The organism is Streptomyces sp. NPDC042364, from assembly GCF_056437585.1.
Genome location: NZ_JBWKAJ010000008.1, coordinates 135,473 through 157,160, shown reverse-complemented (window position 1 = coordinate 157,160; position 21,688 = coordinate 135,473). Strand labels below are relative to the sequence as shown.

Below are 21,688 nucleotides of genomic sequence, written 5' to 3'. Positions count from 1 at the left end.
ACCGGCAGGGCCCCGGGCACCGCCGAGCCCGGCTCGGCAGCCCGTCCCGGGTGGCCCGCCGGGCCCGCGCGCCCGGCCGAGTGCGGTGGTGGCCGGTGTCGTCCCGGCCGGCCGAGTGCCGTGGTGGCCCGCGTCGTCCCGCCCCGCCGGACCGGCGGGCGGTCACTCCTTCCGGGCCGCCCCAGGGCGCGGTTGCGGGCCCGACGACGCCGGGCCGCGCCGTCGGGGGAGGGGAAGGCCGGAGGAAGGGAGAGGGAAGCGGTCGCGCCGCCTCGGCGACGCTCACGATACGAAGGTGCCGACACCCAGGGGCGATGACCGGCTGGTGCCCCACACGGGCAACGTTCGCCCCGTCACGGCCCCCGGCACTCCTCCGAGCTTCGAGCACGGCCCCCACGCCCCACTCGCCGCACCGCGCGAAAGCCCCGTAGCGCCGCTACGAGGACTTCCACACGGCACAGCGAGAGCGCGCACCGGACGCCACGGGCCCGCCCTCCGGGCGGACGACGGGACTCCTGAAACGCACCCTAGCCCCGTGGAGTCGGCCGACCCGACGGGGCCAGGGCGTCGCGGGGTGCCGCCGCCGACAGGGCGAAGGCCGTCTGGGCCAGTGCGATGTGGCTGAACGCCTCGGGGGTGTTGCCGAGTTGACGCACGGCGTTCGGATCCCACTGCTCCGACAGCAGGCCGACGTCGTTGCGGACGGCGAGGACCCGTTCGAACGCCTCGCGGGCCTGTCCGGTGTGGCCGGTCGCGGCGAGGGCGTCGGCGTACCACAGGGTGCACGCCACGAACGTGCTTTCCCTGCCGGACATGCCGTCCACGCCGTGCGCACCGGCCCCGCCCGGTGCGTACCGGTGCAGAAAGCCGCCGTTCTCCAGCCTCCGCATCGCCCGCACGGTGCCCCGCACCCTCGGGTCCCGGGCCGGGAGGAAACCGAGCCGGGGGATGAGCAGGGCCGAGGCGTCCACTTCGTTGGAGCCGTAGGACTGCACGAAGGACTGCTGTCGCGCGTCCCAGCCCTCCCGGCAGACCTGCCGGTGCACCTCCTGCCGCATGGCCCGCCACTCGGCGGAGGAGCCGTTGCGGCCGAGCAACCGCCCCATGCGCAGGGCGCGGTCGGCGGCCACCCAGGTCATGATCTTGGAGTGGACGAAGTGCCGGCGCGGCCCCCGCACCTGCCACAGCCCTCTGTCGGGCTCGCGCCAGTGCCGCTGCAGAAAGCCCATCAGCGCCTCGACGAGGTCCCAGACATGGGCCGGCAGGGGGATGCCCGCGCGCACCGACAGGTACAGCGCGTCCAGCACCTCTCCGTACACGTCCAGCTGGAACTGGCCGACGGCGGAGCTGCCGAACCGCACCGGCTGCGAACCCTCGTAGCCCGGCAGCCAGTCGGCCTCGGTCTCCGGCAGCAGCCGCTGGCCGCCGAGGCCGTACACGGTCTGCAGATCGGTGGGGTCGGCGGCGACGGCCCGCACCAGCCAGCCGAGCCAGGCCGTGGCCTCCTCCAGATAGCCGCCGCGCAGCAGGCAGGACAGGGCGAGAGAGGAGTCCCGCAGCCAGCAGTACCGGTGGTCCCAGTTGCGCTCGCCGCCGATGCAGCCCGGCAGTGACGTGGTCGGAGCGGCGATGATGCCGCCGGTGGGAGCGTAGGTGAGCGCCTTCAGGGTGATCAGGGAACGCACCACGGCGTCCCGCCAGGGTCCCCGGTAGCGGCAGCGGCCTGCCCATCGCCGCCAGAAGTCGGTGGTCTCCTTCAGGAGCGTCTCCGCGGGGACGCCGAGCGGATCGGGCGGCCCGGAATGATGCGAGGGAGTCCAGGCCAGTGTCAGGGTCAGCCGCCGGCCGGCGGAAACGGTGAAGTCGGCGACGGAGGAACCGTCCTGACCGAGCGCGTGCAGGGGGCCGTCGGCACCCAGCCATACGGCGTCCGGGCCGGCGACGGCGACGGTGCAGTCGTCGCTCACCCGGATCCAGGGCACCACACGGCCGTGATGGAAGCGCAGCCGCAGTTCGCTGCGCATGGGCACGGTTCCGGTCACTCCCTCCACCACCCGTACCACGCAAGGGAGTTGCGCGCGAGGCGGCATGAAGTCCGTGACCCGCACCGTGCCCGTCGAGGTCTCCCACCAGGTGTCCAGAACCAGCGTGTCCGACCGGTAGGCGCGGCGCGTGCAGGTGCCGGGCGCGGAGACGGGGGCCACCCGCCAGAAGCCGTTGTCCTCGGCACCGAGCAGCGCGGCCATGCAGGCCGGCGAGTCGAAACGGGGCAGGCACAGCCAGTCGACCGATCCGTTCCGGCCGACCATGGCTGCGGTCTCGAGGTCGCTGAGGAGGGCGTAGTCCTCGATGGGTGCGCTCATGAGAACTCTCCATTCTCACGGCTGCTGTGCCCGGCCGTGAGGGGGGTCCGCCCCCCTGGTGCGCGGATACCAGTCGCTGTTCGAGGTCGGCGTCACTGGTGCCGGCGAACCGGCGTATCCGTATATTTACGGTGTATATGTACATATTCTCCCCTCGGTGGGGTGGCGTCAACACGCCGCGTGGTGTGTACGCGGTGGCGGGCCTCCGGACCCCCGGTGGGGGCGCGCGCTCCGGCGGGGGCGGCGCTTGACAGGCGACCGAAATGGGGCAATATGTACGTATACGACGTAAATATATGGCGTTGGGAATGCCACCCAGCCCCCGGGCCCCGCAGGTGCCCACAGGACGGACGAGGCCGCTGCGGAACGACCGGCCCGCCCGCTCCCGACCAGCGCACGGTCCCCGGCCGTATCACGGCTCATCGGGGCGCCCGCCGGATCGACCACCGGAGACACCAGCATCATGGACAACGTTTCTGAACTGACCGAACAGCGTGTCGTCACCCGTCAGCCCGCAGGCGGCGGAACCGCGGTACACCCGGCCCGCCGAGCCACGGACCGGCCGGACCACCCTCAGCGCAGGGCGGACGACCGCCCGCGGCGCCGCAGGGAGGACCGTCCCGCGCCCCGCGCCACCGTGAGTCTCGTCGTGCCGGCCCGCAACGAGGCCCGCAACATCCCCTGGGTCTTCGAACAGATCCCGGACTGCGTCGACGAGATCATCCTGGTCGACGGTGATTCCAGCGATGCCACGGTGCACATGGCCCGGCATTGTCTGCCCACGGTCCGCAGCGTCCCGCAGGACGGCCCCGGCAAGGGGAACGCCCTGCGCACGGGCTTCCTCGCCGCGACCGGCGACTACATCGTGATGATGGACGCGGACGGCAGCATGGCCCCCGGAGAGATCCCGCACTTCCTGCATTTCCTGGACAACGGCTACGACTTCGTGAAGGGATCCCGCTTCATCGCGGGCGGCGGCTCACTCGACATCACGCGCTTCCGGCGGCTGGGCAACCAGGTCCTGCTGGCCGCGGTGAACCACCTGTACCACACGTCGCTGACGGATCTGTGCTACGGGTTCTGCGCCTTCCGGCGGAGCTTCCTCGACGATCTCGACCTGCATTCCACCGGCTTCGAGATCGAGACCGAGATGGTCGCGCACGCTCTGTGCACCGGCCTGCGCATCGCCGAGGTGCCGAGTCTGGAGCTTCCCCGTCGCAGCGGCCGCTCGAACCTGCACGCCATATCCGACGGCCGCCGGGTGCTCCGCAAACTGATCTCCGAGCGGCCCAGCGCATGGTCCGCCGCCCGGAGCGCGCGGTGAGCACCGTCGCCCACCGCCTGCTGGGCCGGGGCCGCCGTGCCACGGGCCACGATCCTCATGACGCTTCCCCCAGCACCATGGGTGTCGTCGACATGGATCTGGCCCGGCCGTGGGAGTTCCGTTCCCCCGACGGCGACGGGCAGAGCCACCCGGCCCTGCCGTTCCTCGCTCTCGTGCGGATGCACGGCCACCCCCTGGGCCTGGTCGTGGCCGACGGTGAGAGGTGCGCGAGCGGCGGCCCCGGTCAGCTGTGGCGGTCCGTGGCCGACATGGCCTGCCAGCGGTTCGCCGTCCCGCTCGCCCGGCACCTGGCGGCCGACGGCGCCCCCGAGGACGGGCCTCCGACCGCCCCCGGGGCCCGGCGTGCCAGGCCCCTCTGCCCGTCCGGAGCCGCACGGCAGCGGGCTCTCGGCAGCGCTCCCCCCGTAAGCGTGATCGTGGCCACGCGCGGCCGGTCCGAGCCGGTGCGGCGATGCCTGACGTCGCTGCTGCGCATGGACTACTCCCGGTTCGAGGTGATCGTGGTCGACAGTGCGCCCGCCGACGCGACGGAGAGGCTGGTCAAGAAGGGCTACGGACGACGCGTCCGCTACCTCCGGGAGCCGGGGGCCGGCCCCGGCCGCGCGCACCACGGCGGTCTGGCCGCCGCGCACGGCCGCATCGCCGCGCTCATCGACGACGACACGCTCGTCGATCCCGGGTGGCTGTCCGCGATCGCCGAGTCCTTCGCCCAGGACCCCTCCGTCACCTGTGTCGCCGGTCTCATCATCCCGACCGAGGTGACGATTTCGAACCGGGCGGCCCTGGAACACCGCGGTCCGCTCGGCTCGGGCTTCGCACCCCACACCTGGTCGCTGGAGGACCCGGTCGCCGATCCGGCGAGCCCCTTCACCGCCGGACACCTCGGCTCCGACAGGAACATCGCCTTTCGCGTCGACGACCTGCTCCTTCCCGGCGGACTCCCCCGGTCGGCCCGCCCGCGCGGTCCGTCCGGCCATCGGTGTGACCCGATCGCCTCCCTGCGACGGCTCACCACCGGCCGAAGCCTCACCTACCAGCCCGATGCGGTGGTCTGGCACCGCCGGGGCATCCCGGGCCCGGTGGACGACAGGTGAGATCTCCTTGGTCCGTGCCGGTCGGGAGACAGCGGGAAGAGCCGTCCGACATCCACGGAACGACGCCACAGCGCATCGATCCGACATCTGGAGACACCATGACCGTCCATTCCACACCGACCCTGATCAGCGGCCCGACGCAGGCCCCCCTCGTGCGCCGAGACACCGCTCCGCCGCACGCGGAGCTGTCCGTCGGGCGGTCGGAGCCGGGACGGAGCAGCAGGTGAACACCATCGAACGACTCGTGGACCCGAACGCGGCGCTCTCGCCCCCCGCCGTCCCGGCGGGCACGCCGTTGCAGGTCGTCGACATCGACCTGGCCGAACCCGGCAGGTTCAGTCCGCCGGGAAGCCGTGAGGGGATTCGTCCGCGAAGCCGGGTGCTGGCGCTCGTACGACTCCACGGGCACCCGCTGGGCATGCTCGACGCCCGTGGTGACGAACCCCTGGATCTGTGGTGGAGCCTGGCCGACCGGGCCGAGCGCGAGTTCGGTGTGCGGACGGCCGACGGGCCGACGGCCCGCGCGGCCCGCCGCACAGCCCCGGGCCGCGGTCCTGCCCTTCCGGCGGTGGACGGGGTGGCCGGCCGGCCCGACGTCAGCGTCATCGTCGCCACCCACAACCGCCCGGAACTGCTGCGCCAGTGCCTGGACTCCCTCCTGCGGACGGACTACCCGCCCTCCCGTTTCGAAGTGCTCGTGGTGGACAACGCCCCCTCGGACGGGGCGACCGAGCAGATGATCGCCGAACGATACGGGCGACGCGTCCGCTATGTACGGGAACCCGTCGCCGGTCTGGCCCGCGCGCACAACCGGGGACTCGCCGCCGCGCGGGGCCCGATCGCGGCCTTCACCGACGACGACACCCTCGTCGACGCGCACTGGCTGTCCGCGCTCGTCGAGGCGTTCTCCGAGGACCGCCGGATCGGCTGCGTCACCGGGCTGATCGTCCCGGCCGAGCTGGAGACGGAGGCCCAGGCCGCGCTGGAGCGCCACGGCGGATTCGCCAAGGGCTACGTACCCCGCTCCTGGTCCCTGCACGACCCTCCCGAGGACCCCCTGTTCCCGTTCACCGCCGGGCACTTCGGCTCCGGCGCCAACATGGCCTTCCGCACCGAACTGCTGGAGACCCTCGGCGGATTCGACCCGGCCACCGGTACCGGAACCCCGGCGTTCGGCGGGGACGACCTGCTGGCCTTCTTCCGGGTCATCGTCGGTGGCAGCACCCTCGCCTATCAGCCGGACGCCATCGTGTGGCATCGCCACCGGCGCACCGCGGAAGCGCTCTCGGCCCAGGCGTTCGGGTACGGCGCCGGGTTCGGGGCGTACCTCACCGGAGCGGTCGCCCACGAGCCCGGCATGCTGCCCGCGCTGCTGCGCAGGCTTCCCGGCGGCATCCGGTACGCGGCTGCCAGAGCTCGCGGCCGGAGGAGCAACCGGGACTCCGGATGGTCGCGGCGGCTCGCTCTGCTGGAGATGCGGGGCATGGTGTACGGACCGCTGGGCTATCTGCGCAGCCGCAGCCGCAGCCGCTGCCTCGGACAGGGACACGGCGATGTCCACCACGACGGACACTGAGGAGAGGCCCGTGCAAGCGACAAGCGCCCTCCGGTCCCCGGAGCGTGCCCCAACGGCACCCGCCCGCCCGGCCCGCGTCCCACGGCGCCCGGTCACCGAGGTGATCAGGGCGGGGATCGCGACCGCGCTGCCGCGCGAGCCGCTGCTGCGCAACGGACATCTCCTCGCCATGAGTTCGCTGATCAACGCCGCGCTGGGGGCGGTGTTCTGGGTGTGCGCCACACGGTGGTACGACGACGAGGTGGTCGGCCTGAGCTACTCGGCCCTCTCCGCCGCCACGCTGCTCGCCGCCGTCGGCCAGCTGAACCTCAACGACTTCCTGGTCCGCTTCGTGCCGTCCGCGGGACGGAACACCCGCAGACTGATCATCGCCTGCTACCTCATCAGCGCCCTCTGCACGGTGCTGGCCGCGGTCGGGTTTCTGCTCCTGGTGCCCCGGATCACGCCCGGCCTCGACTTCCTGCTCAGTCCGGCGACCGCCCTCTGCTTCGTGGTGGCCACGGCGGGTTACGCGATCTTCGTCCTGCAGGACGGCGCCCTGACCGCCGTGAGCCGCCCGGTGTGGGTCGTCACGGAGAACATGATCTTCGCCGTGGTGAAGATCGTGCTCCTTGCCGTGGGGGCCGTTCTCGCGCTCTTCACGGGCATCCTGGCGTCCTGGGCCGGGGCCCTCCTGCTCGCCGTCGTCGTGACCAACTTCCTCCTGCTGCGGCGCGCCGTGCCCCGGCACGAACAGGCGGCCACGGCCCGGGCCGAGCGCCCGCCGCGCATGATCGGGTACGCGGCCGCCGACTACGCCGGCTCGATGTTCCGGATGGCCGCCTACACCTTCGTCCCCCTTCTGGTACTCAACAGCCTCGGTGCGGAACAGAGCGCCTACTTCTCGTTGGCGTGGATCGTCGGCTACATGCTGTACCTCGTGGTCACCAACATGGGCAGTTCCATGATGGTGGAGGCCGCGCACGACCCCGAACGACTGACCGAGCACGCGTACCGGGTGCTGCGTCACTCCGCGCTGCTCATGGCCGCGGCAGCGGGCGCGACCTTCCTCCTCGCACCCCAGATCCTCTCCGTGTTCGGCCCCGAGTACGCCGAACACGGCACCACGCTGCTGCGCCTGGTGGCCCTCTCCGCCCTGCCCAACCTCCTGGTGAGCCTGGCCGTGGACGTGGCGCGCATGCGCCGCCGGATGCGCGCGGTCGTGGGGCTGCAACTGGCGCTGTTCGTCCTGGTGCTCGGCCTCTCGGCACTCCTGCTGCCGGTGATGGGCCTGAGCGGAGCGGGCATCGCCTGGCTCACGGCCCAGTCCCTGCTCGCCCTGTACCTACTGATCCGGCGGTCGCACTGGTTGCCGACCCCGGTGTCCGGAGCACCCGCCATGAACACCGAACCCGAACGGACCAGCGGAACCGACCTGAGCCGTACGGACATCTCCGTGGTGATCTGCGTCTACACCGAGGACCGCTGGGAGGACATCCTGGCGGCGGTGGAATCGGTGCGGGCGCAGTCGCGCCCGGCGCTGGAGACACTGCTGGTGGTCGACCACAATCCGGTACTGCGCGCCCGGCTGGCCGCGGCCTACGGGCCGGCCGGCGAAGCGGTGCGGGTTCTGGCCAACACCGGCCCCCGGGGACTGTCCGCGGGCCGCAACACCGGCATTCGCTCCGCACGGGGCTCGGTCGTCGCCTTCCTCGACGACGACGCCGTGGCGGAAGAGGACTGGCTGCGGCACTTCGCCGCCGGATACGCCGACCCCCGGGTGATGGCGGTCGGAGGCCGCACCGTCCCGGCCTGGGCCTCCGGACGGAGGCCGGCCTGGTTCCCCGCCGAGTTCGACTGGGTGGTCGGCTGCACCTACCGAGGGCTGCCCGAGGGCACGGTCCGGGTGCGCAACGTCTTCGGGGGCAACGCCTCCTTCCGCCGCAGCGTCTTCGACACCGCGGGCGGCTTCGCCACCGGGATCGGCAGGGACGGCGACAAACGCCCCCTGGGGTGCGAGGAGACGGAGCTGTGCATCCGGCTGACCCGCGCCGACCCCGACGCGATACTGCTGATCGACGACCGGGCGGTGATCCATCACAAGGTCCCCGCATCCCGGGAACGCCTCGCCTACTTCACCACCCGGACGTTCGCCGAGGGCCTCTCCAAGGCGCTCGTGACCCGTAGCGTCGGCGCGGACGAGGGCCTGGCGTCCGAGCGGCGCTACACCACCCGGGTACTTCCCTCCGGTGTCGTGCGCGGACTGCGCGACACGCTGGCCGGGCGCCCCGGCGGCGCGGGCCGGGCCGGCGCGATCGTGGTCGGCCTCGTCACCACCACCTGTGGATACCTCGTCGGCAGCGTCCGCGCGCGCCGAGGCGGCGATGCCGTCACCCTGGTGGAGACACCCCTTCGCGGGGACCAGCCGCCCGGTGAGAGAGAGGTCGCATGAAGGCAGTGCCTCCGCCCGGTCGTGTGGCAGAGCAGCCCGTGCCCATCCTCATGTACCACGCGGTCGCGCCCGTGCCCCGGCGCTCCACCCATGCCCTGTCCGTCTCACCGGAGGCGTTCGCCGGGCAGATGCGGATGGTGGCCGACTCCGGTTTCACTCCGCTCACCACAGCGCAGCTCGCCAGGGCGTGGCGCCACGCCTGTTCGTTGCCGGCCCGTCCGGTACTGATCACGTTCGACGACGGTTACGAGGGCGTGCACCGTCACGCCCTGCCCGTCCTCGCTCGCCACGACTTCCCTGCCACGGTCTTCGTCACCACCGGCTGGCTGCGAGGACCGCACGAGATCCCCGGCGCCGCTCCCGACATCATGCTGAGCTGGCCGCAGGTGCGTGAACTCGCCGCACAAGGCTGCGAGATCGGCGGCCACAGCCACACCCATCCGCAGCTCGACCAGCTGTCCGACGGGCCGCTGCGCCTCGAACTGGAGCGCTGCCGCGACATCATCGGCGAGCAACTCGGTGTCCCCCCGGTCTCCTTCGCCTACCCGTTCGGCTACTCCAGCCGACGTGTCCGCCGGGCCGTGCGCGAAGCCGGCTACGCCCAGTCCCTCGTGGTCGGCAACGCGCTGGCCACACCTCGCCCGGGACCCTACGCGCTGCAACGGGTGACCGTACGGCGCGGCACCGGGCCCAGGGAGTTCCAGCGGATGCTGGAGGGGCGTCTGATCGCCGTCGACTTCGCCGGCGACCGCGTACTGACCAAGGGCTACGCGGTGGTCCGCAGATCGCGTCGGCTGCTGCGCAAGGCCGCGCCGCGCCGTGCGTGACACTGCCGCGTCCACCGTCGGCCGGGGGCGGGGACGGCTCCTCGGTCTGGCCCTGGCGGCCACGACGGTGTGCGCCGCCACCAGTTGCGCCGGTCAGGACAGTTCGGCCGGGCCGCCGGTGGCGGCGGAGGAGGAGGCGACGCCGCACGGAATCCCCGGGGCCTGGCGTGCGGTGTTCACGGACGACTTCGACGGAACGGCTCTCGACGAGGACAAATGGTCCACCGGGAATCCCGACGAGGACGGGGAGTCCGACATCACGGGCCCCGTCAACACGGACGAGGCGAACTGCTACGACTCCGGTCTGGTCGACGTCTCCGAGGGCTCCCTCCGTATCACGGCGGTCGAAAAGCGGGTGAGCTGCGCGGGCCGGACCTTCCCGTACGCAACCGGCATGATCAACTCCCGGTCGCAGTTCACCTATGTCCACGGCGCCCTTGAAGCACGCATCCATCTGCCGGCCGCGACGCCCGGCGTCATCGCCAACTGGCCGGCGTTCTGGCAGGTGGGCGCCGACTGGCCGGCCGACGGCGAGATCGACGTCATGGAAGGGCTCTCCGGCAAGGCCTGTTTCCACTTCCACTCGGAGGACGGAGAGCAGGGCGGATGCGCGCCCGGTGACTACACCGGTTGGCACACCTTCGGCGCCACATGGGAACCGGGCCGTATCGACTACTACTACGACGGAGCGCTGGTCGGCTCGGTGACGCGGGACGTCACATCGGCGCCGCAGTGGCTGGTGCTCAACTACTCGGTCCAGCCGTCTGTCGGAGGACCCACGAGGGTGCCCTCCGACATGCGGGTGGACTACGTACGGGTCTGGCAGCGGAACTGACGTCAGCGGGCCTCGCCGGGGTGCCCCCGAAGAGGGCTGTCGGCGCCCGGGGCCGCTCTTCCGCGCCGCACCGGGACCAGGACGGACGCACTGGTCAGCAAGGCCAGGGCCACCAGGGCCCGTCCCGAGTCGAAGGCGTCGGCCAGCACGAGCGCCTGGCTGACCAGGATCGTGCAGGCGAGACTCACGGCTCCCGTCAGCACCGCCATCCGCAGCAGCCTCCGCCGGGGCGAGTTCTCCCACGGCCGGTGTGGCCGGTCGGACACCCGCAGTACCAGCGGAAGCCCCGGGAACAGCAGCCAGGAGGCGGTGAGGAGGGTGACGCGCAGGGCGTCCCCGGGTGGCAGGAGCGTCGCCGCGGGCGCGGCCCAGGCTGCGACGAGAATCAGTACACGCGTGGAGGCTCTCATGGCGGTCTCAGTTCTTGGGCGGGGTGAAGACGTACACCACGGCGTCGCTGTTTCGGTAAGCGGCCTTGAAGTCCGGGTCCGAGGCGAGGGTCCGGTCGATGCTGCGCAGGCTTGTCGGTAGCCATCCGGTGGCGTGGATTCTCGCCTCCTGGGCTCTGTTGAGCATCAGATAGACGGGTTTTCCCGTGTCGGCGGAGATCTTCTCGATCACGCCGGCGGGGTCGGCCGCCAGCCGCTTCGGCATCTGCGGGCCCTCCATGGTGATCCACACCCTGTCGTACCGGTCGTAGTCCGTGTATCCGGCGGGGAAGTCCTCGGTGATGCCGGCGACCACCGCTCCCGGGGGCGCGTTGTCGAACATCCATTGGCTGGCCGCTGTCTCCGCGCGGGTGAAGTAGAGGGCGTACTCCTTTCCGTAGTAGCTGATGGTGAAGCCCACGAAGAGCACGAGGAGGAGGAGAGGCGTTCCCAGTGCACGGACCCAGCGGCGTGGGCGGATTCCGGCCGGCAGGGCCGCCGCCGCGAACGCGATGGCGGGCAGGGCGAACATATAGGCCCGGAAGAGCATCTCCCCGTCGTAGCTGTTGAGGAGCAGCAACGGCAGCGGGGCGGCGGCGAGCAGCGGCAGGGGGGTTCGCCGCAGTGTGGGGCGGAGCACCAGGGCCGCGATCGCCAGCAGCCAGACGCCGCCTGACAGCGCGCGGTCCGTCCAGGAGACCAGCACCTGTGCCGAGGACGCGTCGGACAGGTCCAGAAGACCGGAACTGGCATTCGCTCCGGGTTGAGTGAGCCCTTCGACCGTCTCCCGCACGTTCTGCGAGATGAACGAGCGGGCCACGGTGAGGTTCCATGTCACGGTCAGGGCGAGGGACCCCAGCAGAACCGGCAGTACGACCCGTCTGTTGCGTCGCGGCAGGGCCAGCGCGATCAGGGTGCAGATCAGCATCACCGGTGTCAGCGGATGTGAGCACACGATGGCGGACACGATCAGGAGCACCAGCAGGATCCAGCCGAACGACGGCCCTTTGGCGGCTTCCTTCGCCACCGGAAGGTTCTCCGGAAGGTTCTCGGGAGCCACGGGCTTGGAGGGCTGCCGGTCCGGAGGGCGGCCGGTCGCGGCGTCGGCCCCGTCCTTTCGCCTGGCGGCGCGCAGGGACCGGGGCAGACGACGGACGACGAGGGCCAGCACACAGATGTAGAGCAGGAAGGTGAGTGTCTGCGGGGCGAAGTAGTCCTGAGTGACCCAGTAGCAGGTGTAGAAGACCCAGGCAGCAGCCCAGGGCAGCCGCTTGCTTCGGGTGAAGGAGCGGTAGAGCATGATGAGCGGCCCGAGCATCAGCGCGTCGGCCACGGGCGGGGCCCAGGCGGCATAGGACAGCGCGGAGCCGATACCGGTGGCATCGACCACCAAGGCGTTGAACGCGAAGAAGCCCGGCCACTGGGTGTAGACGTCCAGACCGTGGTCGTCGGCGATGGGCAACTCACCCAGCCGAAGGAACACATCGACCATGGACACGTGCTTCCAGGCCCAGGCATTGCTCAGTTGGGAGTAGAGAAGCGGAGCCGTGGCGTGCAGCATGGCGATCAGTGCCAGCACATAGCCCGCGAAGAGCCGGCCCGGGGTGTGCCGGTCGAACAGCGCGGCGGCGAATCCGACGGTCAGGACGACGGCCGCCGCCCAGTACATGACGGGCAGTACCTCCACCAGGCCGAGATCGCCCATTCCTGCCACGTTCACGTTCCGCAGGGACAGCAGCCACATGGCCAGTGCGACGGGGAGTGCGACGCGGGCCAGCAGACGTGCAGCGCGGCGGACACGTGATGACGTCGCCGAAGCCGGTGATGCCGCGGCCGGACTCTCTTGCTCGGGGTCAAGAAGCATCGGGCCGTCCTCGGATTTGATGCGTGGGGTGGATGTCATGGCAATGCCGTCTTCTTCTCGTCGGTGAGATCCCCCCTGGACCCGCGTGGCCACTTCCGGTGACGGCTCATGTCGACTGCCGAAGCGCCCCCGGGATGATCGACCCGCGGGGTCACATGCAGTTCTCCGTGAGCCGACCGCGGGTGGGCTGGGCATCGGGGGACGGTACGCGGTCATGGGGTGACGGCGTCACGACAGGTCCCGCCCAGCGTGTCCGTACCGCGCCCAGGCCGTTCAGCGTCTGCCGGGCCGCCCGCCGCAGCAGCGGCCTTTCCAGTACGGCGTTGTAGGCGAACCGCACCGGGGTCCGGCCCATCCAGTGGGCCACGGCACCGGCGGACGGCAGGGACGCCCAGCCCTCCGCGACCGTCAGATCGCGCGTCTTGAGGTATTCCTTGTGGTCGCTCGCCCCGCGCCCCAGATCCAGGTGGTCCATTCCCGCCTCGGCGGCACCCTCGGCCATCCTCAGGTGGAGCATGACCCCCGGCGAGTACTTGTGGAAGCGGGGGTCGTACGCGGGGAACCAGCAGGCCAGCACCCTGTCCGAACGCGGCCCGAAATGGGCGGCGATGGGCTGCCCTCCGGCGTAGAGCACGGACAGGAGCCCGCTCAGCGGTCCGGTCCGGGTGGCGTGCAGTCGCGTCACCAACTCGGCGATCCACGGCTGGGCGAAGCGGTCCTTCCGGCCTGTTCGCCGGTACTGGGCGGACTTCCAGTCCATCAGGGTGCGCAACCGGTCGGGGTCCCTCTCGTCGAACACGAAGTGGACGTCACCGACATCCCGTTGGAGGCGGCGGGTCTTCTTCGCCAGGGTGCGCACGAGCCGCGGCGCGTGATCCGCTATTCGCTCCTGGTATCGGGCAAAGCCCTCACCCACGTCCATTACCGGCGAGGCATGGAGGGCACGCGTGTGGGTGGAGAAGGGCGGTGTCCCCACCAGCAGGCTGTCGAACTGCCACACCGAGAGGCCACACGCCTGCAGGAGCGGTTCCGCCTCGGTCACCGCTCCCGGCCGCTGCACCACGCCCTGGCAGTCGGAGACCCCCAGACCCACGGCGCGGCCGATGCCCAGGGGCCCGTGCTCGAAGGGAAAGAACGCCACAGGCTCCCGGTCCTCCGTGGCGACCGCCACCCCCACCTTCGGCTTCACGGCGGAGACGGCGCGGGTGAAGCCGGGGCCGAGGAACGGATTGGCGTACTCGGGGTGGTCCTCCTGGATGGCGTACCAGGCGGCCACCTCCTCGGGGCGCAGATCGTTGGCTGCCACTACCTTGATCTTCATGGTGCCGTCCTTTGTCTCTCAGTGGTTCAGCCCCGGTGAGGACGGGGGGCCGCCGACGGGGCTGCCCAGCCGGCCGCGGGTACGGCGGTAGAGGCGCCACGCCGTCGTCTGCGGAAGCTCGTGGAAAGGAGCCCTGCGGGCGCCGCGGCCGTCGAGCCAGTCCTGGAAGACCTCGGGCGGCGTGTCGGCGCGGACCGTCAGGCGGGCGATCCGGAGCGGATCGTCGTGCGCACAACTGAACGCGTTGGCGACCGCGCAGGCCGATGTCCAGCCGGCCTCACGCACACATCGCCGCACCCGCTGGTCGGAGTACCCGTGCGGATAGGCGTACGAGTGGACCGCGTGGCCCAGTTCGTCCTCCAGCGTTCTCCGGCAGCCGTCGATCTCGTCGCTCAGCATCTGGCGCGGGAGCGCGTCGAGTTGCGGGTGGGTGCGCGAATGGCCGCCGATCTCCACACCGGCCTCGTCAAGGGACCTGATCTGGTTCCAGGTCAGCATGTCGGAAGGGGGGAGCAGACTCTCCTGTGCTGCTCCGGGCGTGCGTACCGCGCCGGTGGTGATGTACAGGACGGCCGGAAGGCCGCGCCCGACGAGCTCGGGAAACACCGTGTCGGCGAAGTCGGCGAAGCCGTCGTCGAACGTCAGGACCGCGGGACGCGGCGGCAGTGGGGCGGCCCCGTGGAGGATCGCGTCGACGAGTCGTGACAGGGGGATCACGACGCGACCGCTGTCCACGAGCCGGGTGAGCTGCTCCGCGAACGCGGCCGGAGTGACGGTGAACGGCGCTATCCAGGACGGTGGGTCGTCGGAAACCGCGTGGTACAGAAAGACGGGTACGGGGGCCATTGGGCTCTGTCTCCCGTTCGGCTCGCAGAATTGGTGATCACACCACATCGAATGCGTACATTTACGATGTATACGTACAGGCTGCACGAAGTGGGGGACAAGGTCAAGCGGAGGTAAGAATCAGGCAATGCGGTCGAAGGGGCCCCCGGTTCGCGGTCGCCGTCGGGCGGCGGTCCGTCATCCGGGCGTACCGGGTCGGCGCAGTCGCCCCCGGTCTGCCCCCAGAGGTGTACATTTACGTTGTATAGAAGTGTTGCCGCTGCGGCTCTGCAGGGCAGCGAGGCCGACGAGGAGGCGCGGTATGGCCGAGAGTCCCGACGCTGATCCCGCGCGTCGCGCCAGCGATCGAGGGCGCTACGGCCGGCTCAGCAGGGAGCGCGTACTGACCGCCGCCCTGGAACTGGTGGACGGCGAGGGTCTCTCCGCGCTGAGCATGCGCCGCCTCGGAGCCCAGCTGGGCGTGGAGGCGATGGCGCTCTACCGGTACGCGGCGAGCAAGGACGCCCTTCTCGACGGCCTGGTCGAAGCCCTCTACATGGAGCTGGAGGAACGCCTGGCCGTGGAGCCCGAAGCCGCCCCCGCGCCCCAGGGCTCATGGCGTGCCCAGCTCCACCGCATCGCCCGGGCGACCTACGACGTCTGCCTCGCCCATCCGCAGGCCGTGCCGCTGCTCGCGACGCGCATGCTGGCGGTCCCGCTGGCCCGGCGCCCGCTCGCCGTACTCCGCGACCACGAGCGGGTGCTCGCACTGCTGCGGAAGGCGGGGCTCGACGAGGCCCGGTCCTCCGCGGTCTTCCGGGCGTACACCGCCTGGCTCCTCGGGTACCTCTCCGTGGAACTGCGCCCCATGGTGGACAACCCGGACGAGACGGATCCCGCCTTCCGCCTGGGGCTGCACCGACTGTCGCCCCAGGAGCTGCCCACGCTGCGGGAGACCGCCGAGGCGCTCGCCGAGCGGGGCGGGCCGGAGGGCCTGGCCGCCGGGCTGGACGCACTGCTCGACCGGCTGGTGCGGGACGGAGGGTAGCGGACCCCCGTCCGTCGCCCCGGGGCCCACGGCGCCCGAGGGTCCGTCGTCCGAACGGCAGACCCGAGCGGGCGCGGCCCGGTGTGCCCGGCCGCGCCCGCTCGGGCTGACGAACGCCCTGCTCGACGGCGGTGCCCCTCGCGGGGCGGCTCCCCGAGGCGCCGACCCCGCACCGGCCCCCCACCCGCCCCGCGTCGGCCCCGAGATGCGCACCGGACCCTCTGCGCCTAGTCTCGAAACGGAGACGCGCGACAACTCCCTGTAGCGCACGGGTAGTTCTCGGCGAGCGCGGACCTCGTCCGCCGTACACGGTCCCGACCACCCCGAATCGGGGTGCACGACGTCCGCATGCCGGTCCCGCCGGGGTGAGGAGGCGGTTCACTTGACGCGGCTCCACCGGTTGACGGCCTGCTACCTCGCCGTCGTGCTTCCCCTCACGGTCCTGTACCTGACCTACCCGAGCCGTCGCACGATCTGGTGGGCCCTCATCGGGCTCACCGGCGTCGCCGCCATCCTGGTGGGCCTGCACCTCAACCGGCCGGCCCACCGCTGGCCCTGGCTGGCGCTGGCCGCCGCGAACCTCGCCTTCACCGCCGGCGACACCGCGTACAACATCCTCAACAGCTTCTTCGACCAGAACAACCCGTTCCCGTCGGTGGCGGACGCCTTCTACCTGTCCACCTACCCGCTGTTCGCGGCGGGGCTCTTCGGTCTCATCCACTACCGCTGGCCGGGAAGGGACCTGCCGAGCCTGCTGGACGCGCTGATCCTCACCGCCGGTCTGGCCGTCCTCCTGTGGGTCAACCTGATCGGGCCGCTGAGCCAGGCGGAGGGGATGACCTGGCTGCAGCGCGCGATCTCGATCGCCTATCCGCTCGGTGACGTGCTGATGCTGGCCATGCTCGCCCGGCTGCTCTCCACGGGCATCGCCATCACGCCCAGTGTCGTCCTGCTCACCCTCGGCACCCTGGGCATCCTCGTCTCCGACGTGCTGTACGGGCTGCTGCAGCTGAAGGGCACGTGGCAGGTCGGCACCCCCATGGACCTCGGCTGGGTGGTCTTCTTCACCGCGTGGGGGCTGGCCGCGCTCCATCCGTCCATGCACGCGCTGACCGAGCAGTTGCCCCAGCGCGGTTCGCAGGAGTCCCCGCCCTGGCACCGGCTCGCGCTGCTCGCGGCCGCCTCGCTCATCGCGCCCGGCGTCCTGCTCTACCAGGCCGTCCGCGGCGATGTCACGGACGCGGGCGTCATCGCCGTGTTCTCCACCGCCCTGTTCCTCCTCGTCATCCTGCGGCTCGCGGGCGCGGTGAGCGTCCACCGGCAGGCCGTGGCCAGGGAGCGCGGACTGCGGGTGGCCGGCGCCTCGCTGCTGACGGCGCTCAGACCGCGGGAGGTGGCCAACTCCGTCGAGAGGGCGGTGGGCACGCTGTTCGGGCCCGGCGTACCGCACCGGACCGTACTGCTGGCCGCGGAGGGGGACGGCGGTCTGTACGCCGTGCGCACCCAGTCCCACGACTGGAACTGGAGGATCAGCCCCAACGACGACACGGGCGCCGAACTGGTCGCCGCCCTCAGTGGCCACAAGGCCCGGCTGGTGCCCCTCACCGAACTCGACCGGCGCGTGGTGGAGGGCCTGCAGGATGTGCCCAGCGCCCTGCTGTGCCCGCTCGCCCTCCCGGACCGGCTGACCGGGGAACCGCTCGTCGGCGCCCTGGCCGTGGCGGGCCCCGAGCCCGCGCTGATGGAGCTGTGGAGTTCGCTCGAGATCCTGGCCTCCCAGGCGGCGCTGGCGCTGGAGCGGGTCCAGCTGAGCCAGGAGGTCAACCGCCGCAACGGCGAGGCGTACTTCCGCACGCTGGTCCACAACGCCTCGGACGTGATCCTCATCCTGGACGACGACAACGCCGTCCGGTACGCGAGCCCGTCGGCGGACAGCATGTTCGGCCACGACAGCCTCATCGGCAAGAGGGTCACCACGCTGATCGACCCGCAGGACCGGGAGCGGGCGTGCCGGGCGCTGGCGGAGATGCGGGCCCACGGCAACCTCGACATGCACGAGGACTGGCGGGTCGTCAGTCCCTCAGGACGACGCATGGACGTCGAGGCCCGGTGCAGCAATCTCCGTGAGGAGCAGACGGTCCACGGACTCGTCCTCACCCTGCGGGACGTCACCGAGCAGCGTCAGCTGGAGCGGGAACTGACCCGCCACGCCTTCCACGACTCACTGACCGGTCTGCCCAATCGCATGCTCCTCATGGAGCGCATCGAACGGGCACTGGCGCGTGACCGCCGGGAGTCGACCATCGCCGGCGTGCTCTTCATCGACCTGGACGACTTCAAGGTCGTCAACGACACCATGGGCCACTCGGTGGGGGACGAACTCCTGGCCGCGGCGGGAGCACGGCTGTCCGCGACGCTGCGGCGCAGCGACACCGCGGCCCGGCTCGGCGGCGACGAGTTCGCGGTGCTGATGGAGGGGGCGAAGACACCGCTCGACGCCGAGGTACTGGCCGGCCAGGTCGTACAGGCGCTCAACCAGCCGTTCCGGCTCTCCGGCGGCGTCGTCAGCGTGTCCGCCAGCGTGGGCATCGCCACCGCCGCCGACAGCGCGGACGCGGAGGAACTGCTCGGGCACGCCGACCTCGCCCTGTACGCGGCCAAGTCCGCCGGGAAGCGGCAGTGGCGCAGGTACCAGCCCGCCCTCCACACCGCCATGCTGCAACGCTCCGAACTCCAGGCCGGCCTGGACACCGCCGTCGCGCAGCAGAACTTCTCCCTGCGCTACCAGCCCATCGTGGAACTCTCCGACGGCGAGATCATCGGCTTCGAGGCGCTGGCCCGTTGGCCGCACCCGCGGCGGGGCCTGGTGCCACCGGAGGAGTTCATCACGCTCGCCGAGGAGACCGGGCACATCATGCCGCTCGGCGCCTGGGTGCTGGAGCGAGCCGCGGAGGACGTCACCCGCTGGCAGCGGACGGCCCCGCGACAGGTCCCGCTCTGCGTCAACGTCAACGTCTCGGCACGCCAGTTCCGGGACCCGGGGTTCCTCGACGAGGTGCGCCGGGTCCTGGACGGCGCCGGACTGGCGCCGGGGTCGCTGGTGCTGGAACTGACCGAGAGCGTCCTGATGCGCCGGGACGAACAGATCCAGGACGTCATGAGGATCCTGAAAGAACTCGGCGTCGGCATTGCGATCGACGACTTCGGCACGGGATTCTCGTCATTGAGCTACCTCAGGGAATTCCCGATCGACGTACTCAAGATCGACAAATCCTTCATCGACGACATCTGTGTGGACAGCCAGCAGGTGGCACTCGTCGACGGGATCGTCCGCATCGCCGACACGCTCGGCCTCCAGGTCATCGCCGAAGGCATCGAGGACGCGGAGCAGCGTGAGGTGCTGGCCGGTATGGGCTGCCGCCTCGGACAGGGCTTTCTGTTCGCCCGTCCGCTGACGGCGGACCAGACGGACACACTGCTGCGCGGCGAGCGGCAGCACCAGATCGCCGGACTGACCGGGAAGACCAGCGGATCGGCACCGCAGCGGCCGAGCGGCCCCCAGCTCCCGATCCGGGCCGCGGGCCCGGCATCCGGGCAGACAGGCCCCAGCGGAACCGGGAATGAGGAAGAGATGCGCAAAGCGCCCCCCGAAGGACGAGGCGTACGGCACGACCCCCGATGGGGCGACCTCGAACGCCTGCGCCAGGCAAGCCCCATGAGCGACGCGGTCCTCGACGAGGTCGACGGACGGCGGATCCGCTGCGGCGACCACTGGCTGACCGATTTCGCCTCCTGCAACTACCTCGGCTTCGACTTCGACCCGGAGATCGTGGCGTCCATCGAACCGCACGTGAGGAAGTGGGGCACCCACCCCAGCTGGTCACGGATGATCGGCAACCCGCAGCTCTACCCCCGGATCGAGGAGCGGCTCACCGAACTCCTCGGCGCCCAGGACACCTTGCTCCTCCCCACGATCACCCTGATCCACGCGTCGGTGATCCCCGCTCTGAGCGGGGAGGGCGGGCACGTCTTCGTCGAGGCGGAGGCACACCGGACGGTGTACGACGGCTGCCTGGTCGCCCGGGCACAGGGCGCGACCGTGCGGCGGTTCAGTGCCGGCCGGCTCGACGAGCTCAAGGACCTGCTGCGGGCCGTGCCGCCGGCGGCCGCCCGGCTGGTCTGCCTGGACGGCGTCAACAGCATGACGGGGAACATGCCCGACCTGGGCGAGCTCGCCGCCATGTGCAGGGACTTCGGCGCCATGCTGTACGTCGACGACGCGCACGGATTCGGGATCGTCGGTGAGCGCGGCGAGGAGGAGTCGTCCCCCTACGGATCCCGCGGAAACGGCATCGTGCGCCATCTCGGTGAGACCTACGACGGCATCCTGCTCGTCGGCGGCTTCTCCAAGGCGTACTCCTCGCTCCTCGCCTTCATCGCGCTGCCGACCTGGCTGAAGGAGCACCTCAAGGTCGCCGCCGCGCCCTATCTCTATTCCGGGCCCTCACCGACCGCCTCGCTCGCCACGGTGCTGGCCGGGTTCGACGTCAACGAGACCCGCGGGGACGCCATTCGCGCCGATCTGCACCGCAAGACGGCCCGGGTCCTGGACCATGTGCGCCGGCTGGGCATCGCCACCCCCAACGTCTCCGGCCTGCCCATCATCGAACTCCCGCTCGCCGACGCCTCCGACATCGACGCGGCGGCGCTCTTCCTGTGGGAGAGGGGCATCTACGTCACGCTGGCGGCCTATCCTCTCGTTCCCCGCAACCGCGTCGGCTTCCGCGTCCAGGTGACCGCGCTGAACACCGACGAGGAGATCGACCAGCTCAACGACGCGCTGACCGCCCTGACCGAGCGGTTCGCCTTCCAGGCCGGGCAGTGAGGCACACATGAGCGACACGCTCTTCGGGCGCCGGCAGCCGACGCGCAGCCGGGACGTCGACTGGGACACCTGGCCGGTCGAGGAGTACCTGGCCGAGAACTACCGGGAACTCCATCCCTGCGACGCCGCGGTGATCAGACACCACTCGGCCTTCTACCGGCAGTTCGCCCCCGGGGCCGTGGAGCGCTCCCTCGAATTCGGGGCCGGGCCGAACCTGTACCCGCTGATGCTGGCCGCCGCCGCGAGCCGCCGTATCGAAGCGGTCGAAGTGGGTGCCGGGAACGTCGCCTACCTGACCCGTCAGCTCGGCGCCGGACCCGACGAGAGCTGGCAGGCGTTCTACGCGCTGTGCCGCCGACTGGACCCCGCGCTGCCCCCCACCCTGACCGAGGCGCTGTCCCGGGTGCGCGTCGTGCACGGCGACGCCCGGTCGGTCACGCCCGGCACCTACGGCCTCGCGTCCATGAACTTCGTGGCCGAGAGCGTCACCGAGGACCCCGACGAGTTCGCCGGGTTCTGCCGCGCCTTCGCCATGTCCGTGCGCCCGGGCGGCCATCTCGTCGCGTCCTTCATGGAGAACATGCCGACCTACCGCATCGGGGTCGCGTCACGCTGGCCGGGCTGCCCGGTGGACCGTGCGATCGTGCACCGGGCCTTCGCCCCGTACACCGAGCGGCTCACGGTCACCCGTATCGACGCCGACCCCACCCTGCCCGACTACGGGGACACCGGCATGGTCCTGATGAGAGCCGTCAGAACTCGGCAGTGACCCCCCACGGATCGCGGTACCGAGCCCTGACCGCCGCGCCCCCGGGGGAATTGGGCGACTTCCAGCCCGAAGGCGGT

At 71.1% G+C, this 21,688-nt stretch carries 14 protein-coding genes; 9 read left to right on the top strand and 5 right to left on the bottom strand.

Annotated features, from left to right (window positions below; translation table 11 throughout):
• Positions 1–527: 527 nt before the first annotated feature.
• Positions 528–2,363: a glycoside hydrolase family 15 protein gene (locus AC067N_RS18330; RefSeq protein WP_478679917.1), complete on the bottom strand. Its 1,836-nt coding sequence runs from the start codon at positions 2,361–2,363 to the stop codon at positions 528–530.
• 463 nt (positions 2,364–2,826) lie between these two features.
• Here AC067N_RS18330 and AC067N_RS18325 point away from each other — a divergent pair, with 463 nt between their 5' ends.
• The 6 genes from AC067N_RS18325 (at position 2,827) to AC067N_RS18300 (ending at position 10,471) form a co-directional block, all read left to right on the top strand.
• Positions 2,827–3,687: a glycosyltransferase family 2 protein gene (locus AC067N_RS18325; protein WP_478679916.1), complete on the top strand. Its 861-nt coding sequence runs from the start codon at positions 2,827–2,829 to the stop codon at positions 3,685–3,687.
• On the top strand, positions 3,684–4,802 hold the full coding sequence (locus AC067N_RS18320) for a glycosyltransferase family 2 protein (RefSeq protein ID WP_478679915.1): 1,119 nt from the start codon (positions 3,684–3,686) through the stop codon (positions 4,800–4,802). Before AC067N_RS18325 ends, AC067N_RS18320 begins: the two co-directional genes overlap by 4 nt.
• A 223-nt stretch (positions 4,803–5,025) precedes the next feature.
• Positions 5,026–6,378: a glycosyltransferase family 2 protein gene (locus AC067N_RS18315; protein ID WP_478679914.1), complete on the top strand. Its 1,353-nt coding sequence runs from the start codon at positions 5,026–5,028 to the stop codon at positions 6,376–6,378.
• Between the two features lie 1,414 nt (positions 6,379–7,792).
• Positions 7,793–8,809, top strand: a complete 1,017-nt coding sequence (locus AC067N_RS18310; RefSeq protein WP_478680114.1) for a glycosyltransferase family 2 protein — start codon at positions 7,793–7,795, stop codon at positions 8,807–8,809.
• A gap of 50 nt (positions 8,810–8,859) precedes the next feature.
• A complete protein-coding gene (locus AC067N_RS18305) occupies positions 8,860–9,636 on the top strand; it encodes a polysaccharide deacetylase family protein (RefSeq protein ID WP_478680113.1) in 777 nt (258 codons plus the stop codon).
• Positions 9,629–10,471 carry a glycoside hydrolase family 16 protein gene (locus AC067N_RS18300; RefSeq protein WP_478679913.1) on the top strand — a complete coding sequence of 281 codons (843 nt, stop codon included), beginning with the start codon at positions 9,629–9,631 and terminating at the stop codon, positions 10,469–10,471. The genes AC067N_RS18305 and AC067N_RS18300 overlap by 8 nt, the downstream gene beginning before the upstream one ends.
• 2 nt (positions 10,472–10,473) lie before the next feature.
• Here AC067N_RS18300 and AC067N_RS18295 read toward each other — a convergent pair whose 3' ends face one another.
• The 4 genes from AC067N_RS18295 to AC067N_RS18280 form a co-directional block, all read right to left on the bottom strand.
• Complete coding sequence (locus tag AC067N_RS18295) at positions 10,474–10,881, bottom strand: hypothetical protein (protein WP_478679912.1); 408 nt, start codon at positions 10,879–10,881, stop codon at positions 10,474–10,476.
• 7 nt (positions 10,882–10,888) lie between these two features.
• A complete protein-coding gene (locus AC067N_RS18290; protein WP_478679911.1) occupies positions 10,889–12,604 on the bottom strand; it encodes a glycosyltransferase in 1,716 nt (571 codons plus the stop codon).
• A 310-nt stretch (positions 12,605–12,914) separates the two neighbouring features.
• A complete protein-coding gene (locus AC067N_RS18285) occupies positions 12,915–14,084 on the bottom strand; it encodes a GNAT family N-acetyltransferase (protein ID WP_478679910.1) in 1,170 nt (389 codons plus the stop codon).
• Positions 14,085–14,102: 18 nt separating this feature from the next.
• Complete coding sequence (locus AC067N_RS18280) at positions 14,103–14,930, bottom strand: polysaccharide deacetylase family protein (protein ID WP_478679909.1); 828 nt, start codon at positions 14,928–14,930, stop codon at positions 14,103–14,105.
• 301 nt (positions 14,931–15,231) lie between these two features.
• On the opposite strand from AC067N_RS18280, the gene AC067N_RS18275 reads away from it, so the two are divergent.
• The 3 genes from AC067N_RS18275 (at position 15,232) to AC067N_RS18265 (ending at position 21,611) form a co-directional block, all read left to right on the top strand.
• The gene (locus tag AC067N_RS18275; RefSeq protein WP_478679908.1) at positions 15,232–15,957 is read left to right on the top strand and encodes a TetR/AcrR family transcriptional regulator; all 726 of its coding nucleotides are present in this window, start codon (positions 15,232–15,234) and stop codon (positions 15,955–15,957) included.
• 382 nt (positions 15,958–16,339) lie between these two features.
• On the top strand, positions 16,340–20,842 hold the full coding sequence (locus AC067N_RS18270) for an aminotransferase class I/II-fold pyridoxal phosphate-dependent enzyme (protein ID WP_478679907.1): 4,503 nt from the start codon (positions 16,340–16,342) through the stop codon (positions 20,840–20,842).
• Between the two features lie 7 nt (positions 20,843–20,849).
• Positions 20,850–21,611 carry a class I SAM-dependent methyltransferase gene (locus AC067N_RS18265; protein ID WP_478679906.1) on the top strand — a complete coding sequence of 254 codons (762 nt, stop codon included), beginning with the start codon at positions 20,850–20,852 and terminating at the stop codon, positions 21,609–21,611.
• Positions 21,612–21,688: the final 77 nt, after the last annotated feature.

Coding starts and splice junctions, on each gene's coding strand:
- AC067N_RS18330 (WP_478679917.1), bottom strand. CDS start 2,363: ATGAGCGCACCCATCGAGGACTACGCCCTCCTCAGCGACCTCGAGACC.
- AC067N_RS18325 (WP_478679916.1), top strand. CDS start 2,827: ATGGACAACGTTTCTGAACTGACCGAACAGCGTGTCGTCACCCGTCAG.
- AC067N_RS18305 (WP_478680113.1), top strand. CDS start 8,860: ATGTACCACGCGGTCGCGCCCGTGCCCCGGCGCTCCACCCATGCCCTG.
- AC067N_RS18295 (WP_478679912.1), bottom strand. CDS start 10,881: ATGAGAGCCTCCACGCGTGTACTGATTCTCGTCGCAGCCTGGGCCGCG.
- AC067N_RS18290 (WP_478679911.1), bottom strand. CDS start 12,604: ATGGGCGATCTCGGCCTGGTGGAGGTACTGCCCGTCATGTACTGGGCG.
- AC067N_RS18285 (WP_478679910.1), bottom strand. CDS start 14,084: ATGAAGATCAAGGTAGTGGCAGCCAACGATCTGCGCCCCGAGGAGGTG.
- AC067N_RS18280 (WP_478679909.1), bottom strand. CDS start 14,930: ATGGCCCCCGTACCCGTCTTTCTGTACCACGCGGTTTCCGACGACCCA.
- AC067N_RS18275 (WP_478679908.1), top strand. CDS start 15,232: ATGGCCGAGAGTCCCGACGCTGATCCCGCGCGTCGCGCCAGCGATCGA.
- AC067N_RS18265 (WP_478679906.1), top strand. CDS start 20,850: ATGAGCGACACGCTCTTCGGGCGCCGGCAGCCGACGCGCAGCCGGGAC.